The sequence below is a fragment of the Tenacibaculum sp. SZ-18 genome (genome assembly GCF_002813915.1).
GTDB lineage: Bacteria > Bacteroidota > Bacteroidia > Flavobacteriales > Flavobacteriaceae > Polaribacter.
In genome coordinates this window covers 3,097,630-3,117,689 of sequence record NZ_CP019335.1, presented here as the reverse complement: position 1 = coordinate 3,117,689, position 20,060 = coordinate 3,097,630, and the positions used below count along the sequence as shown (strand labels likewise).

Sequence of the window (20,060 nt, the reverse complement as noted above, 5' to 3'; positions counted from 1 at the left end):
AAAGTCAAGTAAGTCATCAAAAATACCATTTTTATGGTAATGTGCTGTTAAAAAACTACGAATGAGTTTATCCAAAAATCAAACCAAACTAATAAATAGTTTACGTCAGAAAAAATATAGGCAAGAAACCGGCTTATTTATCGCCGAAGGAATCAAGGTTGTAAATGAATTATTAACTTCCCATCTTGAGCTTGAGAAAATCTTTTTAACTGAAACTGGAATCGTTAAAGTAACAGATACAACTAAAATAATTGAGATATCAGAAGCGGAACTCAAAAAAGTTAGCACTTTTAAAACACCAAATAAAGTACTGGGGATTTTTCGTATTCCTAAAACAGTTTCAATACTAAACAAAGGATTAATAGTTACTTTAGACTCAATAAATGATCCTGGGAATTTAGGAACTATTATTCGTTTATGTGATTGGTTTGGAGTTGAGCAATTAGTTTGTTCTAAAGATACTGTTGATTGTTATAATCAAAAGGTTATTCAGTCTTCAATGGGATCTATTACAAGAGTTAAAATTTTTTATACCGATTTGAAGAGCTTTATTCAAAATTCAGAGTTACCAAGTTTCACCGCTGATATGGATGGAAATAATGTTTATAAAACTGATTTACCTAAAGAAGGAATACTAGTAATGGGAAATGAAGCCAACGGTATTTCTGATGAAATTAATAGTATAATTCAACAAAAGCTTACCATACCTAGATTCGGTAAAACTCAAAAAACAGAAAGTTTGAATGTGGCAACTGCAACGGCTATTTTATTAAGTGAGTTTAAGAGAGGTTAATCTTTTTAAACCAAAACGGATTCTTGTTGTAAAAATGATTCAAGCTCTTTTTTAAAAGGACTTTCAACTTCTTTAGAAATATTAGAAAGATATTCCATAATTTCTTTAGGGTTAATTGCTTCAATATTTTCCTTTTCATGTAGTTCTGGATAGCAAGAAATAAAGAACTTTTGAACGTGCGCAATAAGTTTAATCAAATCATTACAATAAACAGATGGATTGTTAAAACCATTATGTTTACTATGACGATGAACTAATCGACCTCCTTTACAGATTTCATTTAATGGACATTGCAAACATTGATTACAAAGCTTGGAGTTTAAATCATTGAAATATAAATTACCTAGTGAGGTATTTTGAATATCTTCTAAATTATTGGAGGTAATGTTTAATCCAGTTTTGGTAAAACCATGTCCGCAAGCTTTAAGAGAATCAATAGCCTCTATTTCACCGTTTGTTTCGATAACTAAAACTGTTGACTCATTTTTAGCATCTTCAGTTATTCTCATTAAGGAGTTTAGAAGTCCAAGAAATAAGGGGATTTTGAATCGATTTGCATCACGAATCCAAATATCAAATAAAGTAATAAGCCAGTTAGCCATGGTTGTTTCATTTTTGTTAAATGGAAAGTTATCATGGGTGTAATCAGGAATTAAAAAATTTACATAAGTAGCATTCATTCTTTTAAAACTGGCATAGATTTTTTCGGGAGATTCATTGGTGTTGATAACACAAGCAATGTCTGCGTAATCCATTTCTTCCTTTAATAGCTGGGCACTCTTAAAAACCTTGTCGTAACTACCATTCCCTTTATGATCAACTCTGAACATGTCATGAGCTTTTTTAGTTCCATCAACACTTATGCTAGGTGCAATATTTAGAGATTTGAATAGTGCTATCCAATTTTTATCTAAAAGAACACCATTTGTTTGTACATCAAAGAAAAATGAAACATCAGGAAGTTCTTTTTTCATCTCATTAACTTTTGTAACGAAATCAATATAAAATTGCTTAGATGCTAATAGAGGTTCACCTCCATGAAATATAAAAGAGAATTCTTTTTTGTTGTATTTCTGAATGTAATTTTTTGTTTTTTCTATGACATGATTTGCAATTTCGGCAGACATAAATTTTGGTTGTTTCTTATAAGTAGTATCTCCGAGATTATACATAAAACAATAAGAACAGTTTAAGTTACATCTACTCGCTATTTTTAAGGCTAAAGAATTGAAAGTCATGTTGGATTATTTATTTTAAACAAGGAAATTGTAAGAGATTACAATTTCCTTGAGAGATTTAGTAAACTAATTTTAGAATCTGAATCTTTCTTCGTCTTTTTCTGCAATTGACACACATCTTTGCAGTTTATCACTCCAAACTTGACCATGTGGACATTTTTTACCTCCACCGCTCGTCGGATAATAAATCACATCATCGTCTGCTGGAATTGCTCCTCCTTTGATAAGGGATAAATCATTGATTTGTTTGTTTGAAAATTTCTCTAATCCTTTCGATAAAAAAAATGATTTTTTCATTTTATAAAATTTAGTTTTTAGCTTACTCTTATTTGATTATTAAACAATACATTTTCAGCATCCTGTATTTGTCAAAACTTAGCTCGTTATTTGGCTGTAAGTTCAATACAAATATTGGATGAACGACTTATAAAATGAAGTGAATGGAGTTCCTATTTATAAAAAATGGAGATACTTTTTATAAAAAGTAACCATGGGTTCAGTTATATTGTTTTCAAAACGAATCCGTTGTGTTTTAGGGTAAAAAATAAATATTACTTTCTAAAAAAAATCATAATCAGTGTTAATCGAGTTTAGTACAACAAAAAAAACTCACTATATCAATAGTGAGTTTTATATATTTTGAAAATAGACTTTACTACGATTAAAAAAGTCCGTTTATCTGTGCATCAATTCTGTCAATGATATAACCTAAATCCTCTGGTTTGTCAACAAAATCAAGTTTATCAACCTCAATGATTAATAACTTTCCTTTATTGTAAGTGCTAATCCAAGCTTCGTATCTTTCATTTAATCTGCTTAAATAATCAATACTTATTGAACTTTCATAATCGCGACCTCTCTTATGGATTTGCCCAACTAACGTCGAAATGTCTGCACGCAAATAAATCAATAAATCAGGAGGTGTTACCAAGTTTTCCATTAATTCAAAAAGAGAAGAATAATTTCCATAATCTCTATTAGTCATTAATCCCATCGCATGTAGGTTTGGAGCAAAGATATGAGCATCTTCATAAATAGTTCTATCTTGAATAATAGCTTTTCCTGATTTACGAAGTTCTAGAATTTGTCGGAATCTACTATTTAAAAAATATACTTGTAAATTAAAAGACCAGCGTTCCATTTCACTGTAAAAATCATCTAAATACGGATTCTCATCTACTGATTCAAAGTGCGGTTCCCAATGGTAATGTTTAGCTAATAATTTGGTTAATGTAGTTTTACCAGCTCCAATATTTCCTGCGATTGCTATGTGCATACATCATAGTTTTTAGGCGGTCAAAATTACATATAATTTTCAATAATTTTTAAGATTAGCAGGTTAATTTATAACCATAACCTCGAATGTTAATAATTTCAACGGAAGGATCTTTTTTTAGTTTCTTTCTCAATTTAGAAATAAAGACATCCATACTGCGTGCATTAAAGAAGTCATCATTTCCCCAAAGTTTATTTAAAATAAAAGTTCTGTCTAAAACTTCATTTTTCTTTTCAGAAAGATAGTACAAGAGCTCACATTCTCTATGAGTCAAAAGTTCGACATCGTCTTTGTAATGTAGTTTTTGTTTTTCGTAATTTAAGGTGAATTCTCCAATAGGTATCTTTTCTAAGTTTCTTTTTAAGTTTACTCGATCAAGTAAATTATAAACACGAACAATTAATTCCTCCATGGAAAATGGCTTTTTTAGATAGTCATTTCCTCCATGCTGAAAACCATCAATTACATCTTTAGTTTGCGATTTCGCTGTTAAGAATATAATGGGAATAGTACTGTTTTCTGCTCTAATTTCCTTTGCTAATGTAAATCCATCTTTTCGAGGCATCATTACATCCAAAACCAAAATTTCAGGTTGTTCTTTTTCGTATAATTCATAAGCTTCTTCACCGTTCAGTGCATGAATTACTTGAAAGTTTCTGGTTTCTAAACTTTCTTTAACGATTTGTCCTAAACTTGGCTCATCTTCTGCTAGTAATAACTTTATCTTTTCACTCATTGGTTAGGTTGATTTTAAAAATAGTTTTACCAGGATTCGCTTGTAAATTTATAGATCCATGATGTTTTTCAATGATTTTTTTTGTGTAGTACAGACCAATCCCAAATCCTTTTACATCGTGCGTATTTCCTTTTGGGATTCGATAAAACTTGTCGAATATTTTTTCTTGTTGATTTTTGTCGATTCCTTTTCCGTTGTCGGATACTGTTATAGTAATGTTGTCTCTCTCGGAAATTAATAACACATCAATTTTATCACCTCCATATTTTACAGCATTATCAATTAAGTTAGACAGCGCATTTTCAAAATGAAATTCATCAACATTTAAATATAATGAGTTTGCATTGGAAGAGAACTGAATATCTTTTTCTGTTGTTAAAAGTTGATGTTTGTTTGACAGTTTCTCTAGCAAGTTAATTACTTCAACTTGTTCTTTCTTTAACAGTAGTTTTTCGCTATCAAGTGTTGCCGTTTCCAACAGTTTTTCAACCATTAAATGCAACTTTTTAATTTGATTTTCAGAGATTGAAACATACTTTTTAGTTTTCTCAATATCTTCAATCGCATTGAAACTATTAATTGCTTCCAAAGCAGTTGAAACTGTTGTGATTGGCGTCTTAAATTCGTGTGTGATGTTACTAATTAAATCGTTTTTAATTTCTGCTAGTTCTTTTTGTTCGTTAATTACTTTAAGTAAATAAAATAAACTTGAAATAACTGCTAAAGACAATAACAATGATAATAATATTCCTGTTGAACTCCTTTTTAAAGCTTCAGTCGACGGATTAGAATACTTCATTTTAAACTGTTTGTCTGGTCCAAGAAAAGTGGATTTTGACTCGATAATGTCGAATTGTTTTATAGGAACAGGTAAAAAATCCGCACGAAGTGTATCAGCTTTGAAGTATTCAAAACCAAACTGAATATTGATTTTCTTTTGTGTTAGTTCTTTTCTTAAAATAGAATCTATTTTAACAGGATTGATAGAGTCGTTTTGAATAGCAACAAAAACGGTTTGTAATCCTTCTATAAGCTTTAAACTATCTGTAGCTCTTTTTCCTCTATACACTTTAACATTAGAAATAGAATTTCCTTCAATGTGGGTTCCAGTTATTCCATCTTTATGAAATTGAGTGAATCCTTTTATTGGCGTTTTTTTGTCTATGTTTCTTTCTAACTCAAAAATGGTATCTCGCATTAGACTATCAATGGCAGAAGCTGTTCTATAAAAGTCTGTTTTATCATCGGTTTCAAGCTTAATGGAAGTTATTTGGAAGTCAACCTTTGAAGTAGAATCTTTTTTTCTCGAAGTATTTTTTGTTTTTCCTTTTGTACTGTCAATTTTAGAAAAGATATTCTTCCAAATATTTTTCATTTTATTTTGTCGTGTAGAATCTTTCCTGTCTGTAACAATTGCAAAGTAATTTTTCTTCGATAAGTCGGCAAAATACTGTTCAACAGCATTGTCTAAACTTATCTGAATTTCATTCATAACACGTTGTTTGTTTTGTTGGTAATTTTTATAATTCCAATAAAACTGAACAGCAATGGTGGTAATAATAGTTGCTGTGATGAAATAAAGAATCCAATTATATTTTTTTGATTTCATAGTTCAAAAGTACATTATAAATGTTAACAAAATTAGTCGGTTAACACTAGTTAACACTCGTTAACCAAGAAAGCTGTTTTTTGAAATCATATTTGTATGTGAAACGTAATAACTAAAAAATCATGAAAAATATAATTACAATAATCGTAGCAATTATTTCACTAAATACATATGCTCAGGAAAAGAAAAATATAAAATATAAAACTACATCATTAACGTTCACAGTTGATTCTACAGATGAAGTGAAGAAAATTAATTGGGATGATACCAAAGAGTTTTTTGAAGATGCAGATAAAGATGAAGAAATATCACTTGGCATCAAGATAAAGAAAAAAGGGGAAGAATTTAAGTCAGAATCAAAACATAATTTCTTAATATCTGGAAATGCTGGGAACATTGATCAGCTTATTAAAATGATATCAAACTATGAGTTCAGTAAAACGAAAGTAGAAAAATCATCATTGGTTTACACTGTGGAATCAATAGAAGAATTAAAAGAAATTAACTGGAATGAAGTGAAAGAGTCCTTAAAAGATAAGGATGAGAATGAGGAAATCACTTTAGGATGTAAAGTAAAAGGTAAAGATAAAGACGAGTTGAAATTTGAAACGAAACAAAGTTTTATCATCACAGGTAAAATAAAAGACTTAGACAAGTTGATAAATATTATGTCTAATTATACTAAGAATCAATAATAAATAAGCTAAATACAATAATTAAGTATGATGAGAATTACATTATTTCTGACGATGGTCTTGTTGTCAATCATAGCTGGTGCACAAAAATTTCAAGGGAAAGCAACTTATAAAACCCATAGAAATATGGATATCAAAATAAGTACAGATCAGAATGCACCAAATTCAGCAATACAAAAAAAGTTGCATGATCAATTAAAGAAAATGTCACAAAAAACATTTACACTAAATTTTAATAAAACAGAATCTACGTACACTCAGAACAAAGAGTTAAAACCAGAACCGCAAGCTGGAGGAGTAAGTATTGTTATGATTGGAGATGGAGGTGGAAATGATGTGTTATACAAAGATGTAAATAAAAAAGTGTATAGAAATAAAACAGAAATAAGTGGTAAGACATTTTTAATTGAAGATAAATTAGAAACTGTAGAGTGGGAAATGACAGCTGAAACGAAAAAGATAGGTAAATACAATTGTTACAAAGCAACTAGATCAAGAGAAGAAGAACGAGTTAGTTATACCATGACGGATGGAGATAAAGAAGAAACAAAAAAGAAAGTGACCGTAATTACTGAGGTTTGGTATACACCAGAAATTCCAGTAAGCAATGGTCCAGGAATGTTTTGGGGGTTACCAGGATTAATTTTAGAAGTTCATGAAGGAAAATTAACAATCGTGTGTTCTGAGTTAGTTTTAAATCCATCTGAAAAAGTAACAATCAAAAAACCTAAAAAAGGAAAGAAAGTTTCTCAAGAGAAATTTAATAAGATTATGCGTGAAAAAACAGAGGAAATGATGGAGCGTTTTAAGAATAATCGGAAGTCAAAAAATGGAGGAGAATCAATAAGTATTGAAATTCAAGGATAGTAATTAAACCTTTAGCTTTTTTTTATGTCTAACACCCGATAATGAGTATTATCTTTAACGAAATAATAAAGCTAATCAACATGAAATCAATTGTAACTTATTTGTTTATTTTCTTTACGATAGCAAGTTTTTCTCAAAAAAACTTCTATGGTAAGGCAATCTATCAATCAAAAACTACCTTCAACTTAGAACAATGGAATAACCGAGAAATGTCGGAACAACAGAAGAAAAGAATTATGGAACGAATGAAGAATATGCTTGAGAAAAAGTATGTACTTCAGTTTAATAAAAGTGCTTCCATATATAAAGAAGATGAGAGGTTAGAAGCACCAGGCAGGGGAGGAGGTTTTAGTTTTGGAGGCTTTTCAGCAGAGTTACAATACAAAAGTATTACTGATAAAAAGTTTGTAGAAGAGCGTGAATTTTTCGGCAAGAAATTCTTAATTGAAGATGATTCTGAAATGCCAAAATGGGAAATGACAGGAGAAACGAAACAAATAGGAAATTATTTATGTTACAAAGCTACAATGCTTAAAAAGACCGATGAATTCGATTGGCAAAATATGAGAAGAAGAGGACGAGGTAGAGGAAGAGATGGAAATCGTGGTAAGGAAGATAAAAATAAAGATACGGCCAATGTCAAGGAGGTAACAGAAGATATTGAAATACCAAAAGAAGTTTTAGTAACAGCTTGGTATACTCCTCAAATTCCAGTAAGCAATGGTCCTGGAGAATACTGGGGGTTACCAGGACTAATTCTAGAAATTAACTCTGGTAGAACTACAGTTTTATGTACGCAAGTTGTTTTAAATCCAAAAGAACGTGTTGAAATTAAAGCGCCCACTAAAGGTGAAAAAGTAACTAGAGAGAAATATAATAAGATTGTAAAGGAAAAAATGGAAGAGATGCGCGGAATGTGGAGAGGAAGAAGAGGTCGAAATTCTAGACGTTAGATAACCAAATATTTTATAATGAAACGAATATTACTATTGGCGGTCATTTTGATCGCTAGTTATACTAGTGCCCAAATTAAACTGTCGGGAGTAGTAAAAGATGACAGCGGAAATACACTAGAAATGGCGAATATGATTGCTGTAAATCAAGAAACTAAAAAAATTGACTCCTATGGTTTTACCGATTCTTTTGGTAATTATAAACTGAATTTAGATAAAAATGCAAGTTATGTAATTAAGGCTAGTTATGTAGGAATGAAATCAGGAGAAATTCAGATTTTAACAAAGGAATCAGATATTAAAAAGGATATCGTATTAACTTTTGATAATACTCTTGATGAAGTTGAAATCGTTTCTAAAATGCCCGTGACGGTAAAAGGAGATACAATTGTTTACAATGCAGATTCTTTTAAAAGTGGAACTGAGAAAAAATTAGGAGATGTTTTAAATAAATTACCAGGTGTTGAAGTAAATGATGAAGGAGAAATTCAGGTTGAAGGAAAAACAGTTAGTAAGGTAATGGTTGAAGGAAAAGATTTCTTTGATGGTGATTCTAAATTGGCAACAAAAAATATTCCTGCAAATGCAATTGATAAAGTACAAGTTTTAAAGAATCATAGTGAGGTTAGGCAAATGAGCAGCGTAACTGATAATGAAGATAATATTGTAATCAATTTAAAATTGAAAGAAGGAAAGAAGAACTTCTGGTTTGGAGAAGTTTCTGCCGGAATTGGAATGGCAACTGATGATACACGTTACATCGTTCATCCGAAGTTGTTTTATTACAGTCCAAAGTATAGTTTAAACCTGATAACAGATTTCAATAACATTGGTGAAGTTCCTTTTACACGTCGTGATTATTTTAAATTCACGGGAGGTTTCCGTGGAGGTGGAGGAAGAGGAACAGGATTTAATGTTGCTTCTTCAGATATTGGATTTTTAACATTAAGAAATAACAGAGCTAAAGAAATTGAATCTCGTTTTGGGGCGTTAAATTTCAGTTACTTACCTAAGAAAGATTGGGATTTAAGCGGATTCGCAATTTACTCAGGTTCAAATACAGATTTAGAGGAAAATACAGTAAGGAATTACTTGAATCCAAACATTGACGATTCTCGTTCAATTGATACAGAAACTACTCAAAGTATTACAAATCAAAAAAGTGATTTAGGCTTGATAAAAGTAAGTTCAAGTTATAAAGCAAATGCCGATAATCAATTCGATTATGATTTGTTTGCTAAGATTTCAGATCAAAAAGAAACTCAATTATTAACATCTAATCGTACTACTATTGATGGAACTTTCACATCTGTTCCAATTAATCAATTAACAAGTCAAAATCCATATTCTATTAATCAGAATTTTAATTATTACTATACATTAAATGATAATAATATTTTTGCTTTTGAAGGGCAACATTTATGGCAAAATGAAGATCCTTTTTATAATGCACAACTATCACAATTATCATTTTTCAATCAATTAGGATTAATAAATCAATCCTTATTTGATGTTTCCCAGAACAAAAGAGTTAAAACAAACAAGTTGGATGCTAAACTAGATTACTTCTATGTAATAAATGCTAAAAGTAATTTAAATCTAACTTTTGGAACAACGCTTAGTAATCAGCAATTTAATTCAGATGTTTTCCAGGTGTTGGATAATGGAGATCAAATCAATATTAATAATCCTGACGCTATTAACGATGTTGAATATACTTTTGATGATTATTACGCAGGATTACATTATAAATTTATCACTGGAATTTTCACATTCAATCAAGGATTTACAGCCCATAAGTATGCTGCAGTAAACACCCAATTGGGAAGTGTTTTTGATAATACTTTTATAAAATTACTTCCAGATGCCTCTATTAAAGTAGCTTTGAAAAAATCTGAAACGCTACGATTAGATTATAGTCAGCAAGTAAGTTTTACTGATATTAATAGAGTTGCAGAAGGCTTTGTGTTTAATAACTATAACCGTTTGTACAGAGGAAATAGAGAATTAGAAAGTTCGTTATCTCATAATATAAACTTAAGTTATTTTAGCTTTAATATGTTTAATTATACCAATGTTTTTGCTAGTGTTAATTATAGTAAATTAATAGATGCTGTTAAAGGAGCAACTGTTTTTAATGGAGTCGATCAAGTTTCTAGTTCGATTAATTCTGTTTTTCCAGACGAAACAATTTCCGCGAATGCAAACTTCCAAAAAAGTTATAGAAAGTTTAAAATTACATTAGGAGGGAATATGGTATATTCGATTTCTAATAACCTTTTCTTTTCAGGAATTACCAATCAAAATGAGAATAGAGAGTCTAACTCGTTTACGCAGGCTTACAGAACAAGATTTAGTTCGAATTTTAGAGAGTTTCCGAATTTCGATTTTGGATATAATGTAAGTATTAATAAGTATGATCAAGGAGGAATTATAAATACATTTACAACCCACAGTCCATTTATCAATTTCGATACATTTATTACTAATGATTTAGTATTCAACACTAGCTATACGTATAACAACTTCAGAAATCAATCGAGAACTTTAAACGATTATAGTTTTTGGGATGCAGACTTAACTTATCAAAAAGGAGATAGTAAATGGGAGTATAAAATAAAGGCAACTAACTTATTAAATACTAAATCTTTGAATCAAGACGATTCTAATGTGATATTCAATAGTTCATCTGTATATATTGTACAACCACGATTTGTAACATTTAATGTTACGTATAATTTATAATTTTTCAGGATTAATCAGAAACGTCGAGTTTGTGAAAGCTCGATGTTTCTATTTATTATTATATCATTTTATAATTAGTTTTCGCGTAGTTCGTTTATTGCCATTTTTAATATCTAAAAGATATAAACCTGAACTAATACCATTCAATTGTAGTTTCTCTGAGAATATAGCAGCAGTGTTATTATATATTTTTTCTTTGATGACTCGACCTCCTATATCGATCATTTTAATCAAAATATTTTCAGGGTTGAGTACTTCAAAAGTTATGGTAATATTACCATTTGAGGGATTAGGAAACACCTTTAAATTAGCAAAGTCAAACTCATCAATATTAGCAGTGTTATTAATAATATTTAACGAGTAGTCCTCAGTTTCACCCCATTCGGATGCATGATCTATATCGCAAGGACCATCAGTTAAAATAAAACTAGTATTATCAAAATACTGGACAATTACTCTCATTCTTGTAGTACCGGGAGTAGCATCAGTTGGAACGGTAATGTTCCCAGTTTTAGTATCAGTAGTTGTAGATACACTTCCTAAATCATACCTTTCTGTATTAACATCAAAAATATAGTCTTGATTCCAATCGATAAATACGTAACAATGATCTTGAAATCCGTCTGGATCAAAAGTAACGCTGATTTGGTAGGTATTTCCAGCATTTATATCTGTGCTTATTGAGGTGTAGTCGATATAACCATCTACAGTATCATTACCAGTGGTATTATTAATTGAATTAAAAGTTACATTCGTTATATGGTCCGCGCCACCTGCATCATCAGAAAAAGAGGAAGAACAATACGATGGATCGAGTGTTGTAAAACTATAAGGAAGTGTATAATTTCCCACTCCACAAGAATTTGTTGCTCTAACCCTCCAAAAATATTCAGTCAAACCATTTAATGAAGTACTTACCGTATATGTGTTGGTAGTTGAGGTTGTATTTAAAATTATATTATTAAAAGAAGTATCGCTAGCAATTTGAATTTCATACGCTTCAACTTCCGGAATGAGTGGCCAATCTAATTTTGGATTTATACTTACATCAGTTGCACCATTGGATGGAGAAATCAAAGCGAATCCCGTTAAAAATCCATCAGATATTTCTAACTCTGCGTTCGTTGTTTTATTTACTGTTGTTGAGACCGCATTTATTTTGACATTATAATCCCCAGGAACCGCACTAATAAGATTAGAAAGCGTCAATTTTACCATTCCATCACTATTAATTGTAGTTGGACTAAATGTAGCTATTGCATTTTGAGGTGCGTTTTCAATAGAAAAAGATACCGTTTCATTAAAACCATTTCTAAAATCTAACTCTAAATCATATTCAACAGTTGAAGAGTTGGTATTACAACCAATTTGTTTTCCACTATTGTTGGTAACAACAAAAGTAGGAATGGTTGATACTATTGAAAAATCAGAACTATTAACATTGTAGAAAATATTATCTATGGCTTCAATCATAATTCTTGCTGTAGTAGTTTCAAAATCAGGAACAGTAATTGTATGAATTCCATCATTAGGTGTATTATTTGCTAGAATTATAGGAAATGTTATTCCTCCATCAGTTGAAAGAGAGATTCTAACATTTTGACAATTGATAGGAGTTAAATCAGTGGTAGATTTATTCCAAGTTATTGTTTGCGTACTTCCGACATTCCAGGTTATGGCGCTATTTTGTGAAATCACAGTAAAGGGTTCAGCATCTGTTACCGTAATTTTCATATCATCTCTATCCGAAGATCCCGCTCCTGAATTATTATCACGAACCAACAAAGAAAAATTCATTTCCCTTGCTACAGTAGGAATGACCTCCCAAGCTGTTGAAGTGGCTCCGGAAATAACTGTTTCTAAAGGAGGTAAATATCTGTCTGTAGAAGTTGAAGGTTCAAGAGATCTAAAAAGTGGCCCGTCTGTATTACCAGACGCCGGAGGCATATTTGCAATTTCAATATCAATTTGTTCCCATGAATAGCTCAAATTATCGGTTCCATCAACGTCGGATGCATTTCCTTTTAGAATTAAAGGAGTACCACTCGGAACATTATAATCGTTTCCAGCATTAGCTACTGGCGCTGTATTTCCGGTATTAATGGTAGTTGCACACGATGTAGTTTGAATGTAATTCCACATACTTGTAATACTATAAGAGTGAAAATAATCGTCACTATTGTTCTGTACGTTTGGCACACAAATTCCCGCGTAAGCCATAATGGTTGAGCCACTTCCAGGTTCCACAGCATTTAATGCTGATCGGTTTCCATTACAAGAATTATTAAACGTATGGGGAGCGCCAAACTGATGTCCAATTTCATGAGCTACAAAGTCTACATCAAATGGATCATTAATAGGAACACTTGTTCCTGTAATGCCAGCTCCTTTTTGGCCTGTCTTACAAACAACACCTAAACCAGCTAAACCACTTGCACCAGTATCTGGTTTGCTAAACAAATGACCAATGTCGTAATTATTGTTTCCAATTTCATTATCACATTTATTTTGATTTTCAGTTATTAAAGTAGAGTTTGAATTATTTGTATATCCATCTGTATTAGCGTCAAGATATATTAATGGATTTTCACCATTAACAAGAACAATATTCATTCGAACAGATAATTCCCTTTCGTAAATTCCGTTGACACGAGTCATGGTGGTATTCATTGCTGAAAGTACAGCTGCCTCTTTCTCTGTTTCTGTTCCACTTTCAGTTCCTTGTTGATTAATATGAAATTGAGCATACTCTCCTGTGCAAGCTAGTGCCAATCTGTATGATCTCAAGATTCCATCATCAGGAGTTTTTAAATTGTTTTTCCTTTGAAATCCTTGTTTTATTGCTTCTTCGTTAAAAAGACATTCATTTTGATGTGTAGATTTATCAATATGAGCTCTGCTGTAACAAATGTATGTAGATTTATCCCTTGTATAAGGATCAATGTAAAAAGTAGGTTTATTAACTGAATAGATAGTAATGTATACACCATCAGAACCAATAGATATTTTACCTGATTTCGTTCGATTGTTCACTCCTTTTAAAGAGAATGATTTGATAAAACCATATTTTGGGTGCAAATCATTAGTAAAATTAGAGGTTTCTTCAATTAAGTATTCACTGAGTGTTCCTTCTTCATTAGGAAGATAAATGCTGTTTTCGTAATTTTTTGTTTCTAAGGAGAGTTCAGCTTTAAATTTTTTAAAGTTTAAGTTGAAGAGTGTAAATTTTGATGGATTAGCTTTTCTTAACAATAACTTGGACTTGAATACTGTTTTTTTTGAGTTTAATTTCTTCCAAGAACCCTGTGAATAGGTTACACTAATACAAAAAAGTACAACTGAAAATATAATTCTGTTCATGGGGGAAGTTTTGGTTTAGTGATGCATAAATATCAATATTGTTGAGCAATTATTTTGTAGTCAGTTAAATGTAATGATTTTGTGGGTCATTTCATAAAGTATAAATGAGGATTTTTGATATAATTCATAAAAAAAGGCGAACTTGTTAAGCTCGCCTATTTGTTAGATTTATTATATGGTTTATTTAATAACTAATTTTCTTGTGGTACGTTTATCACCGTTTTGTACTTGAAGTAAATACAATCCAGCGTTAACACTATTTAAATTTAATTCTTCAGAAAATACAGTCGGGATATTTTTATAATCTCTTTCTTCCACTAATCTTCCTTGAATATCGAATAATTTAATATTTACTTTTTCTGTATTTACCACTTCGAATGTTACATTGAAGTTTCCATTTGAAGGATTAGGGTATACTTTAAAATTTGTAAAATCAAAATCGTCAATTGAAGCTGTCGCATTAATTACATTAACAGTATAATCTTCTGTTTCTCCCCATTCTGATGCATGATCTGAGTCACACGCTCCGTCAGTTAGAACAAAATTATTGTTGTCAAAATACTGAATAATAACACGCATTCTTGTATTTCCATTTATTGCATTGTTAGGCACTGTGATATTTGCAGTTCTCGTTCCAGGTGTTCCTGAAATACTACCTAAGTCATATCGTTCTGTGGTAACATCAAAATTAAAATCTTGATTCCAGTCAATAAATACATAACAATGATCTCTGAATCCATCAGGATCAAAAGAAACACTAATTTGATAGCTATCACCAGCATTAATGTCAGTAGAGTTAGCAGTATAGTCTATATAACCATCAACAGTATCATTCCCAGAAGTATTATTAATTGTATTAAAGGTTACATTGGTAATATGATCAGCACCTCCTGCATCATCTGTAAATGTTGATGAACAATATGAAGGATTCTCAGTTCTGAAGAAAAACGCACTAGTGTAGTTTCCTGTTGCACAATCGTTTTTAGGTCTAACTCTCCAAAAATAAATGCTTGAACCAGAAAGTGGTGGACTTACTTCATAAGAATTGGTGTTAGATGTTGTGTTTAATATGACATTAGTAAATGTGTTATTAGTTGATATTTGAATATCATAGCCTGTTGCTTCAGTTATACTTTCCCAAGTTAGTGTTGGGACTATACTAACATTTGAAGAACTATTATCTGGAGAAGTTAGGTTGAATGAAGAGAAACTTCCATCAAGTACTCCAAGTTCAGCTTGAACCGATTTTGATTCAGAATTAGATGTAGCATTTACGGTAATATTATAATCATTTCCTGTTACTCCATCTAAATTAGTGATTGTCATTTTTACGGTACCATTTGCACTGATTGAAGTTGGGGCAAAAGAAATATTTGCTCCTGCAGGTGCATCTGTAGCGCTGAAAGAAATAGTTTCATTGAAACCATTTACATATTCTACTGTTAAATCATATTCAACACTGTTTCCTCCTGAATTACAAACAAATTGTTTTGAAGATGTATTGGTTAATAAAAACGTAGGAGCCGTTGAAATAACCGAAAAGTTAGTAGTATTAACATTATAAAAAATATTATCTACCGCCTCAATCATTATTCTAGCAGAGTTTGTTAGGTTATTTGGAACAACAATGTCATGGGTGCCATCATTAGGAGTACTTTCAGCAAGAATTATAGGGAAAGTCAAACCTCCATCAGTAGATAATTTGATTCTAACATTTTGACAATTAATTGGAGCTTGATCCGTAGTTGATTTATCCCATGTAATGGTTGCTGTACTTTCAACATCCCAGGTTGTTGATGTGTTTTGAGATGTAACTCTAAATGGGGTTGCATCTGTTACTGTAATTTTCATGTCATCTCTCGCACTTGATCCACCACCAGGCTGATTATCTCTGACACTAAACGCGAAATCCATTACTCTTGTGACATTAGGTAGAACTTCCCATTGAGAAAAAGTAGATCCTGAGATTACCGTTGATAATTCTGGTAAATATCTGGTTACTTCTGAATTTGGAGGAACAGATCTAAACATTGGCCCAACAGTATTTGTTACTAGGGGAGGCATTGTGGCTACCTCATTATCTAGTTGTTCCCAATTATAGGTTAGAGAATTGATACCATCAGAATCAGTTCCTGAACCAATAAGTTTCAATGGGGTATTTTTGGGAACCGAGTAGTCAGGCCCAGCATTAGCAGTTGGCACTGTATTATTTGTATTAGATATTGTCGCACAGGTAGACTGTATTCTTAGCCACATTTCGTCTATACTAATGGCATGGAAATAGTCATCGGCATTGGATTGAACATTCGGTGCACAGATACCAGCGTAACTCATTATGGTTGATCCACTACCAGGTTCTACAGATGTATTTGTGTTTCTTTGACAGGAGTTATTTTGAGTGTGATTAGCCCCAAACTGATGACCTATTTCGTGACAAGCATAATCTATATCGAAAGGGTCACCTTTTGGATTAATTCTGCCAGTTACTCCGCCAGCTTTTAAATTACTGCATACGGATGGCGTATAGGCTAAGCCCGAATCCTGTCCTTGATAAAATAAATGACCTAAGTCATAATTATTTGCTCCAATTAACGTATTGCATATTGAAATATTTTCATCAATCATGAGACTGATGTCGTTGTTAGTATATCCATCATTCGTAGCGTCTAAAAAAAGAACAGGATTTTCACCTCCACTAATTACCATATTTAATTTTACAGCTAATTCCTTTTCAAAAACTTGATTTATTCTTGCTAGTGATGTATTCATTGCTGATAAAACAGCAGCCTTTCTCTCGGTTTCTGGAGCCGAAGTAAGACCTTGGTCGTTGATATGATAAGTTGCATATTCTCCTGTACAAGCTAAAGCAAATCGATAAGTTCTTAAATTACCATCGTTTGGGTTTCTCATGCGAGCATTTAATTTTACTTTTGGAGCAATATTACTCTGGACCATGCATTCAAAATTAGATTCTATTTTATTCAAACTTTTTCTATCAAATCCGATATAGGTTCGTTTATCCTTTGTATATGGTTCTATATAAAAACTTCCATTTTGTGGAGAGTTTAATATCATATGAACACCATCGGTACCAATAGAAATTTTACCCGAAATTGTTTCATTTTTGACTGACTGGATTGAGTAAGTTTTTATAAATCCATATTTTGTATTAAGAGGTTCCGTAAACTGATTGTATTCATGTATGTAGTAATTTTCTAATTTTCCGTGATAACCAGGTAATGAAATAATTTTTTCTTTTCCTTTTGTTTGAGCGGTTAATTCATTTTTAAAGTTTTCCAAATTTAAATTGTAAAGAGAAAACTTTGTTGGTTCTGATTTTCTAAGGGATTTTTCGCTTCGTAAAGCTAGATTTTCGGAATCCAATTTATTCCAAGAACTTTGAGCATTGGTAAGGGATATGCAAAAAAGTACTAATACAGATATAATTCTTTTCATTGGGCTTAAATTAATGTATTAATATTTATGTTATAATTATTAAACTATGTTAATTATTCAACAAAGTTTAAATCAGATGTTAAAAATATGAATAATTTTGGATGGTTTACGAGATTATTTGAATTAGATTTTAAAATTAAAGAAATTCACTTCTTAAAAACAAGATTTATTATAAAGTGAACAGTTTTGTTGTTCGTTTTTTATTTTCTGCGTTCTATATTGTACTCAAATAGCGTTGTACAAATGTGTAACATTATGAACGACAACATTTACGAAAAACTTATTCAGAAAGATTATACGATGAGCTTAAACTTTCCTTTGTAATGGAAAGAGAAAAAGTGAAATTAACTTACAAACAAGCGCATTTTAAATATGGAATTAAGTGATGTAGTACTGTTTTAGTATGATTAAATTTATGAGAACTTTGATTTATATAACAAAAACAATCTAATATGCCAAAATCACTAGAACAAAATTTACATCAAATAGAAATGCTAAACAATCATATAATGCTCAAGCATTAGCGTTAGAGAAAAACGGAATGCTGTTCGGTAGGATGATTGATTTTGCAGAGGTAGTATAATATTCCGATCAGAAAAAAGTTCAAAACCAAGTAATTAATATGTTTGTTTGTAAGAAAAAAAATAAATCTTCTATCTGTAAAAAACTCAGGTTTTGTAGAATGGTGTTTTATCAAGTTAATAATAGAGTCAGGAAAGTTAAAATAATAGGAAATGTAGTTAATTATGTAAAAACGGAACAACCAAGAATTGGAAAAGGAAAAAATTGTTACATTTTTATTAGAACTGACTAGTTTGGGAGTAGAAATAGAGATATTGTTTGATATTTAACCTGCTAATAAACTACTGATAAAAGAACAAAAGAGTGATCATATCATAACTAACCCTCATCATCATATTATAAATATGCAAATTTTATCAAAATTTTAGAAGTGAATCGACTAGAACAAGTTTGGTTAGCTTATAATGTCTATCTTTGAAGTCGTAAAAACCAGATGTATTAGTTATTAGTTACAGATGCATATTCTATTACTATTATAACGTGAGTTCGACGTAATAAACCTGACTTATTTGTAAATAAAAAGCAAGAAATACAGCAAATTAAAGCGCTGAATTTTAACTATTTAACTAAGTTTTTCGCTATAACTCTTGATGTTGAAATTTTCTGTGAATTTGATGATTTTATGAAAGAATTTGATATTGTTTTAACAAAAAGCAGCATTTCTGACTCTTCTCAATTAAAAAAAAACCAATAGAACATCTAAAATAAGTGGAAGTGAAATAATGACTATTATGATTATTTTTAATCTAAAGTCATATCGTAATCTGAAGTTTTTTTGCCATGATTACGCAGGTAGACATATGAGCAACTTCTTCCCTGGTATTGTTTCTTATAATAGATTTGTAGAACTTCAAAAACAAGTAGTGCAGATATTGTCTATATTTTTAAAAATTAGATGTTTAGTAAAATATTCAGGTATATCTTTTATTGATTCTACTGCATTAAAAGTTTGTCATTATAAAAGAGAGAAACAACATAAAGTATTTAAAGGTATTGCTGAAAAAAGTTATGGGACTTTAGGTTGGTTTTACGGATTTAAGTTACACTTAGTCTGTAATGATAGAGGTCAAATAATTGATTTTATGATTACTAAAGCAATAGTAGATGATAGAGTTCCTTTGAAAACTAAAAGCTTCCATGATAAAATCTTCGGAAAAATATATGGAGACAAAGAATATTTAGGAAAAGATTTATTTGATAAATTGTTCGTAGATGGTATCCATTTAAAAACCAAATTAAGGGAAAATATGAAAAAAAAAGCACTTGAATTTATGGATAAAGTATATCTAAGAAAAAGAGCAATTATAGAATCGGTAAATGATGTCCTAAAGAACACTTGTCAAATTGAACACTCCAGACATAGATCTTTTGATAACTTTATTGGAAATCTAATTGCTGGATTAACAGCATACGCTTTTCTTGATGCTAAACCTTCTATCAAGATTCAAAATTTATTACCAAATGTAGGTGTAAATTAAATCGAACTCACGTTACTATAGGTTATCATTTTGATAAAACTTTTTAATTTAGTTCAACTCTACGAGCTTTGACCATGGCTATAAAGTAAGATATATCCAAACAAAGAACTTATACACCATTCAGATAGAGGCTCGCGATATCGAAGAAATATATATCAAGATATATTATCAAGTAAAAATATTAATTAGTATAGAAGGATTCATATTATTCATATCAAAATGTTGTTGCTTAACGGGTTAATAGAATATTGACACAAGAGTTCTTAATGGAT

Annotated in this window: 12 protein-coding genes and 1 pseudogene; 6 read left to right on the top strand and 7 right to left on the bottom strand. The window is 30.8% G+C overall.

The window, feature by feature from the left end; translation table 11 throughout:
* The first annotated feature begins 61 nt into the window (after positions 1-61).
* The gene (locus BTO06_RS14015; protein ID WP_100925910.1) at positions 62-793 is read left to right on the top strand and encodes a TrmH family RNA methyltransferase; all 732 of its coding nucleotides are present in this window, start codon (positions 62-64) and stop codon (positions 791-793) included.
* 5 nt (positions 794-798) lie between these two features.
* Here the strand turns inward: BTO06_RS14015 and BTO06_RS14010 are convergent, their stop codons facing one another.
* The 5 genes from BTO06_RS14010 to BTO06_RS13990 form a co-directional block, all read right to left on the bottom strand.
* Positions 799-1,965 carry a radical SAM protein gene (locus BTO06_RS14010; protein ID WP_157811869.1) on the bottom strand — a complete coding sequence of 389 codons (1,167 nt, stop codon included), beginning with the start codon at positions 1,963-1,965 and terminating at the stop codon, positions 799-801.
* A 138-nt stretch (positions 1,966-2,103) separates the two neighbouring features.
* Entirely contained in the window at positions 2,104-2,328 is a 225-nt protein-coding gene (locus BTO06_RS14005; protein WP_100925908.1) for a hypothetical protein, read from the bottom strand.
* A 364-nt stretch (positions 2,329-2,692) separates the two neighbouring features.
* Positions 2,693-3,307 (bottom strand): deoxynucleoside kinase, encoded by a 615-nt coding sequence (locus tag BTO06_RS14000; RefSeq protein ID WP_100925907.1) that lies wholly within the window; start codon positions 3,305-3,307, stop codon positions 2,693-2,695.
* 55 nt (positions 3,308-3,362) lie between these two features.
* The gene (locus tag BTO06_RS13995; protein ID WP_100925906.1) at positions 3,363-4,043 is read right to left on the bottom strand and encodes a response regulator transcription factor; all 681 of its coding nucleotides are present in this window, start codon (positions 4,041-4,043) and stop codon (positions 3,363-3,365) included.
* Positions 4,036-5,652, bottom strand: a complete 1,617-nt coding sequence (locus tag BTO06_RS13990) for a sensor histidine kinase (RefSeq protein ID WP_100925905.1) — start codon at positions 5,650-5,652, stop codon at positions 4,036-4,038. The genes BTO06_RS13995 and BTO06_RS13990 overlap by 8 nt, the downstream gene beginning before the upstream one ends.
* Positions 5,653-5,774: 122 nt before the next feature.
* Here BTO06_RS13990 and BTO06_RS13985 point away from each other — a divergent pair, with 122 nt between their 5' ends.
* The 4 genes from BTO06_RS13985 (at position 5,775) to BTO06_RS13970 (ending at position 10,912) form a co-directional block, all read left to right on the top strand.
* Positions 5,775-6,347: a hypothetical protein gene (locus tag BTO06_RS13985; protein ID WP_100925904.1), complete on the top strand. Its 573-nt coding sequence runs from the start codon at positions 5,775-5,777 to the stop codon at positions 6,345-6,347.
* Between the two features lie 27 nt (positions 6,348-6,374).
* On the top strand, positions 6,375-7,214 hold the full coding sequence (locus BTO06_RS13980; RefSeq protein ID WP_232731468.1) for a GLPGLI family protein: 840 nt from the start codon (positions 6,375-6,377) through the stop codon (positions 7,212-7,214).
* A gap of 80 nt (positions 7,215-7,294) precedes the next feature.
* The gene (locus tag BTO06_RS13975) at positions 7,295-8,167 is read left to right on the top strand and encodes a GLPGLI family protein (protein ID WP_100926796.1); all 873 of its coding nucleotides are present in this window, start codon (positions 7,295-7,297) and stop codon (positions 8,165-8,167) included.
* Between the two features lie 18 nt (positions 8,168-8,185).
* Complete coding sequence (locus tag BTO06_RS13970; RefSeq protein WP_100925902.1) at positions 8,186-10,912, top strand: TonB-dependent receptor; 2,727 nt, start codon at positions 8,186-8,188, stop codon at positions 10,910-10,912.
* Positions 10,913-10,975: 63 nt separating this feature from the next.
* On the opposite strand, the gene BTO06_RS13965 is transcribed toward BTO06_RS13970, so the two are convergent.
* A complete protein-coding gene (locus tag BTO06_RS13965) occupies positions 10,976-14,272 on the bottom strand; it encodes a zinc-dependent metalloprotease (RefSeq protein ID WP_100925901.1) in 3,297 nt (1,098 codons plus the stop codon).
* A gap of 180 nt (positions 14,273-14,452) precedes the next feature.
* Positions 14,453-17,728, bottom strand: coding sequence for a reprolysin-like metallopeptidase (locus BTO06_RS13960; protein ID WP_100925900.1), 3,276 nt, complete (start codon positions 17,726-17,728; stop codon positions 14,453-14,455).
* 1,204 nt (positions 17,729-18,932) lie between these two features.
* Here BTO06_RS13960 and BTO06_RS13955 point away from each other — a divergent pair.
* A pseudogene (locus tag BTO06_RS13955) lies at positions 18,933-19,788 on the top strand (IS982 family transposase).
* The last annotated feature ends 272 nt before the right edge of the window (positions 19,789-20,060 follow it).

What these genes read in the sequence shown, in the direction of transcription:
- BTO06_RS13960 (WP_100925900.1), bottom strand. Translation starts at nt 17,728, where the DNA reads ATGAAAAGAATTATATCTGTATTAGTACTTTTTTGCATATCCCTTACC.
- BTO06_RS14010 (WP_157811869.1), bottom strand. Translation starts at nt 1,965, where the DNA reads ATGTATAATCTCGGAGATACTACTTATAAGAAACAACCAAAATTTATG.
- BTO06_RS14015 (WP_100925910.1), top strand. Translation starts at nt 62, where the DNA reads ATGAGTTTATCCAAAAATCAAACCAAACTAATAAATAGTTTACGTCAG.
- BTO06_RS13985 (WP_100925904.1), top strand. Translation starts at nt 5,775, where the DNA reads ATGAAAAATATAATTACAATAATCGTAGCAATTATTTCACTAAATACA.
- BTO06_RS14005 (WP_100925908.1), bottom strand. Translation starts at nt 2,328, where the DNA reads ATGAAAAAATCATTTTTTTTATCGAAAGGATTAGAGAAATTTTCAAAC.
- BTO06_RS13975 (WP_100926796.1), top strand. Translation starts at nt 7,295, where the DNA reads ATGAAATCAATTGTAACTTATTTGTTTATTTTCTTTACGATAGCAAGT.
- BTO06_RS14000 (WP_100925907.1), bottom strand. Translation starts at nt 3,307, where the DNA reads ATGCACATAGCAATCGCAGGAAATATTGGAGCTGGTAAAACTACATTA.
- BTO06_RS13995 (WP_100925906.1), bottom strand. Translation starts at nt 4,043, where the DNA reads ATGAGTGAAAAGATAAAGTTATTACTAGCAGAAGATGAGCCAAGTTTA.
- BTO06_RS13980 (WP_232731468.1), top strand. Translation starts at nt 6,375, where the DNA reads ATGATGAGAATTACATTATTTCTGACGATGGTCTTGTTGTCAATCATA.
- BTO06_RS13965 (WP_100925901.1), bottom strand. Translation starts at nt 14,272, where the DNA reads ATGAACAGAATTATATTTTCAGTTGTACTTTTTTGTATTAGTGTAACC.
- BTO06_RS13990 (WP_100925905.1), bottom strand. Translation starts at nt 5,652, where the DNA reads ATGAAATCAAAAAAATATAATTGGATTCTTTATTTCATCACAGCAACT.
- BTO06_RS13970 (WP_100925902.1), top strand. Translation starts at nt 8,186, where the DNA reads ATGAAACGAATATTACTATTGGCGGTCATTTTGATCGCTAGTTATACT.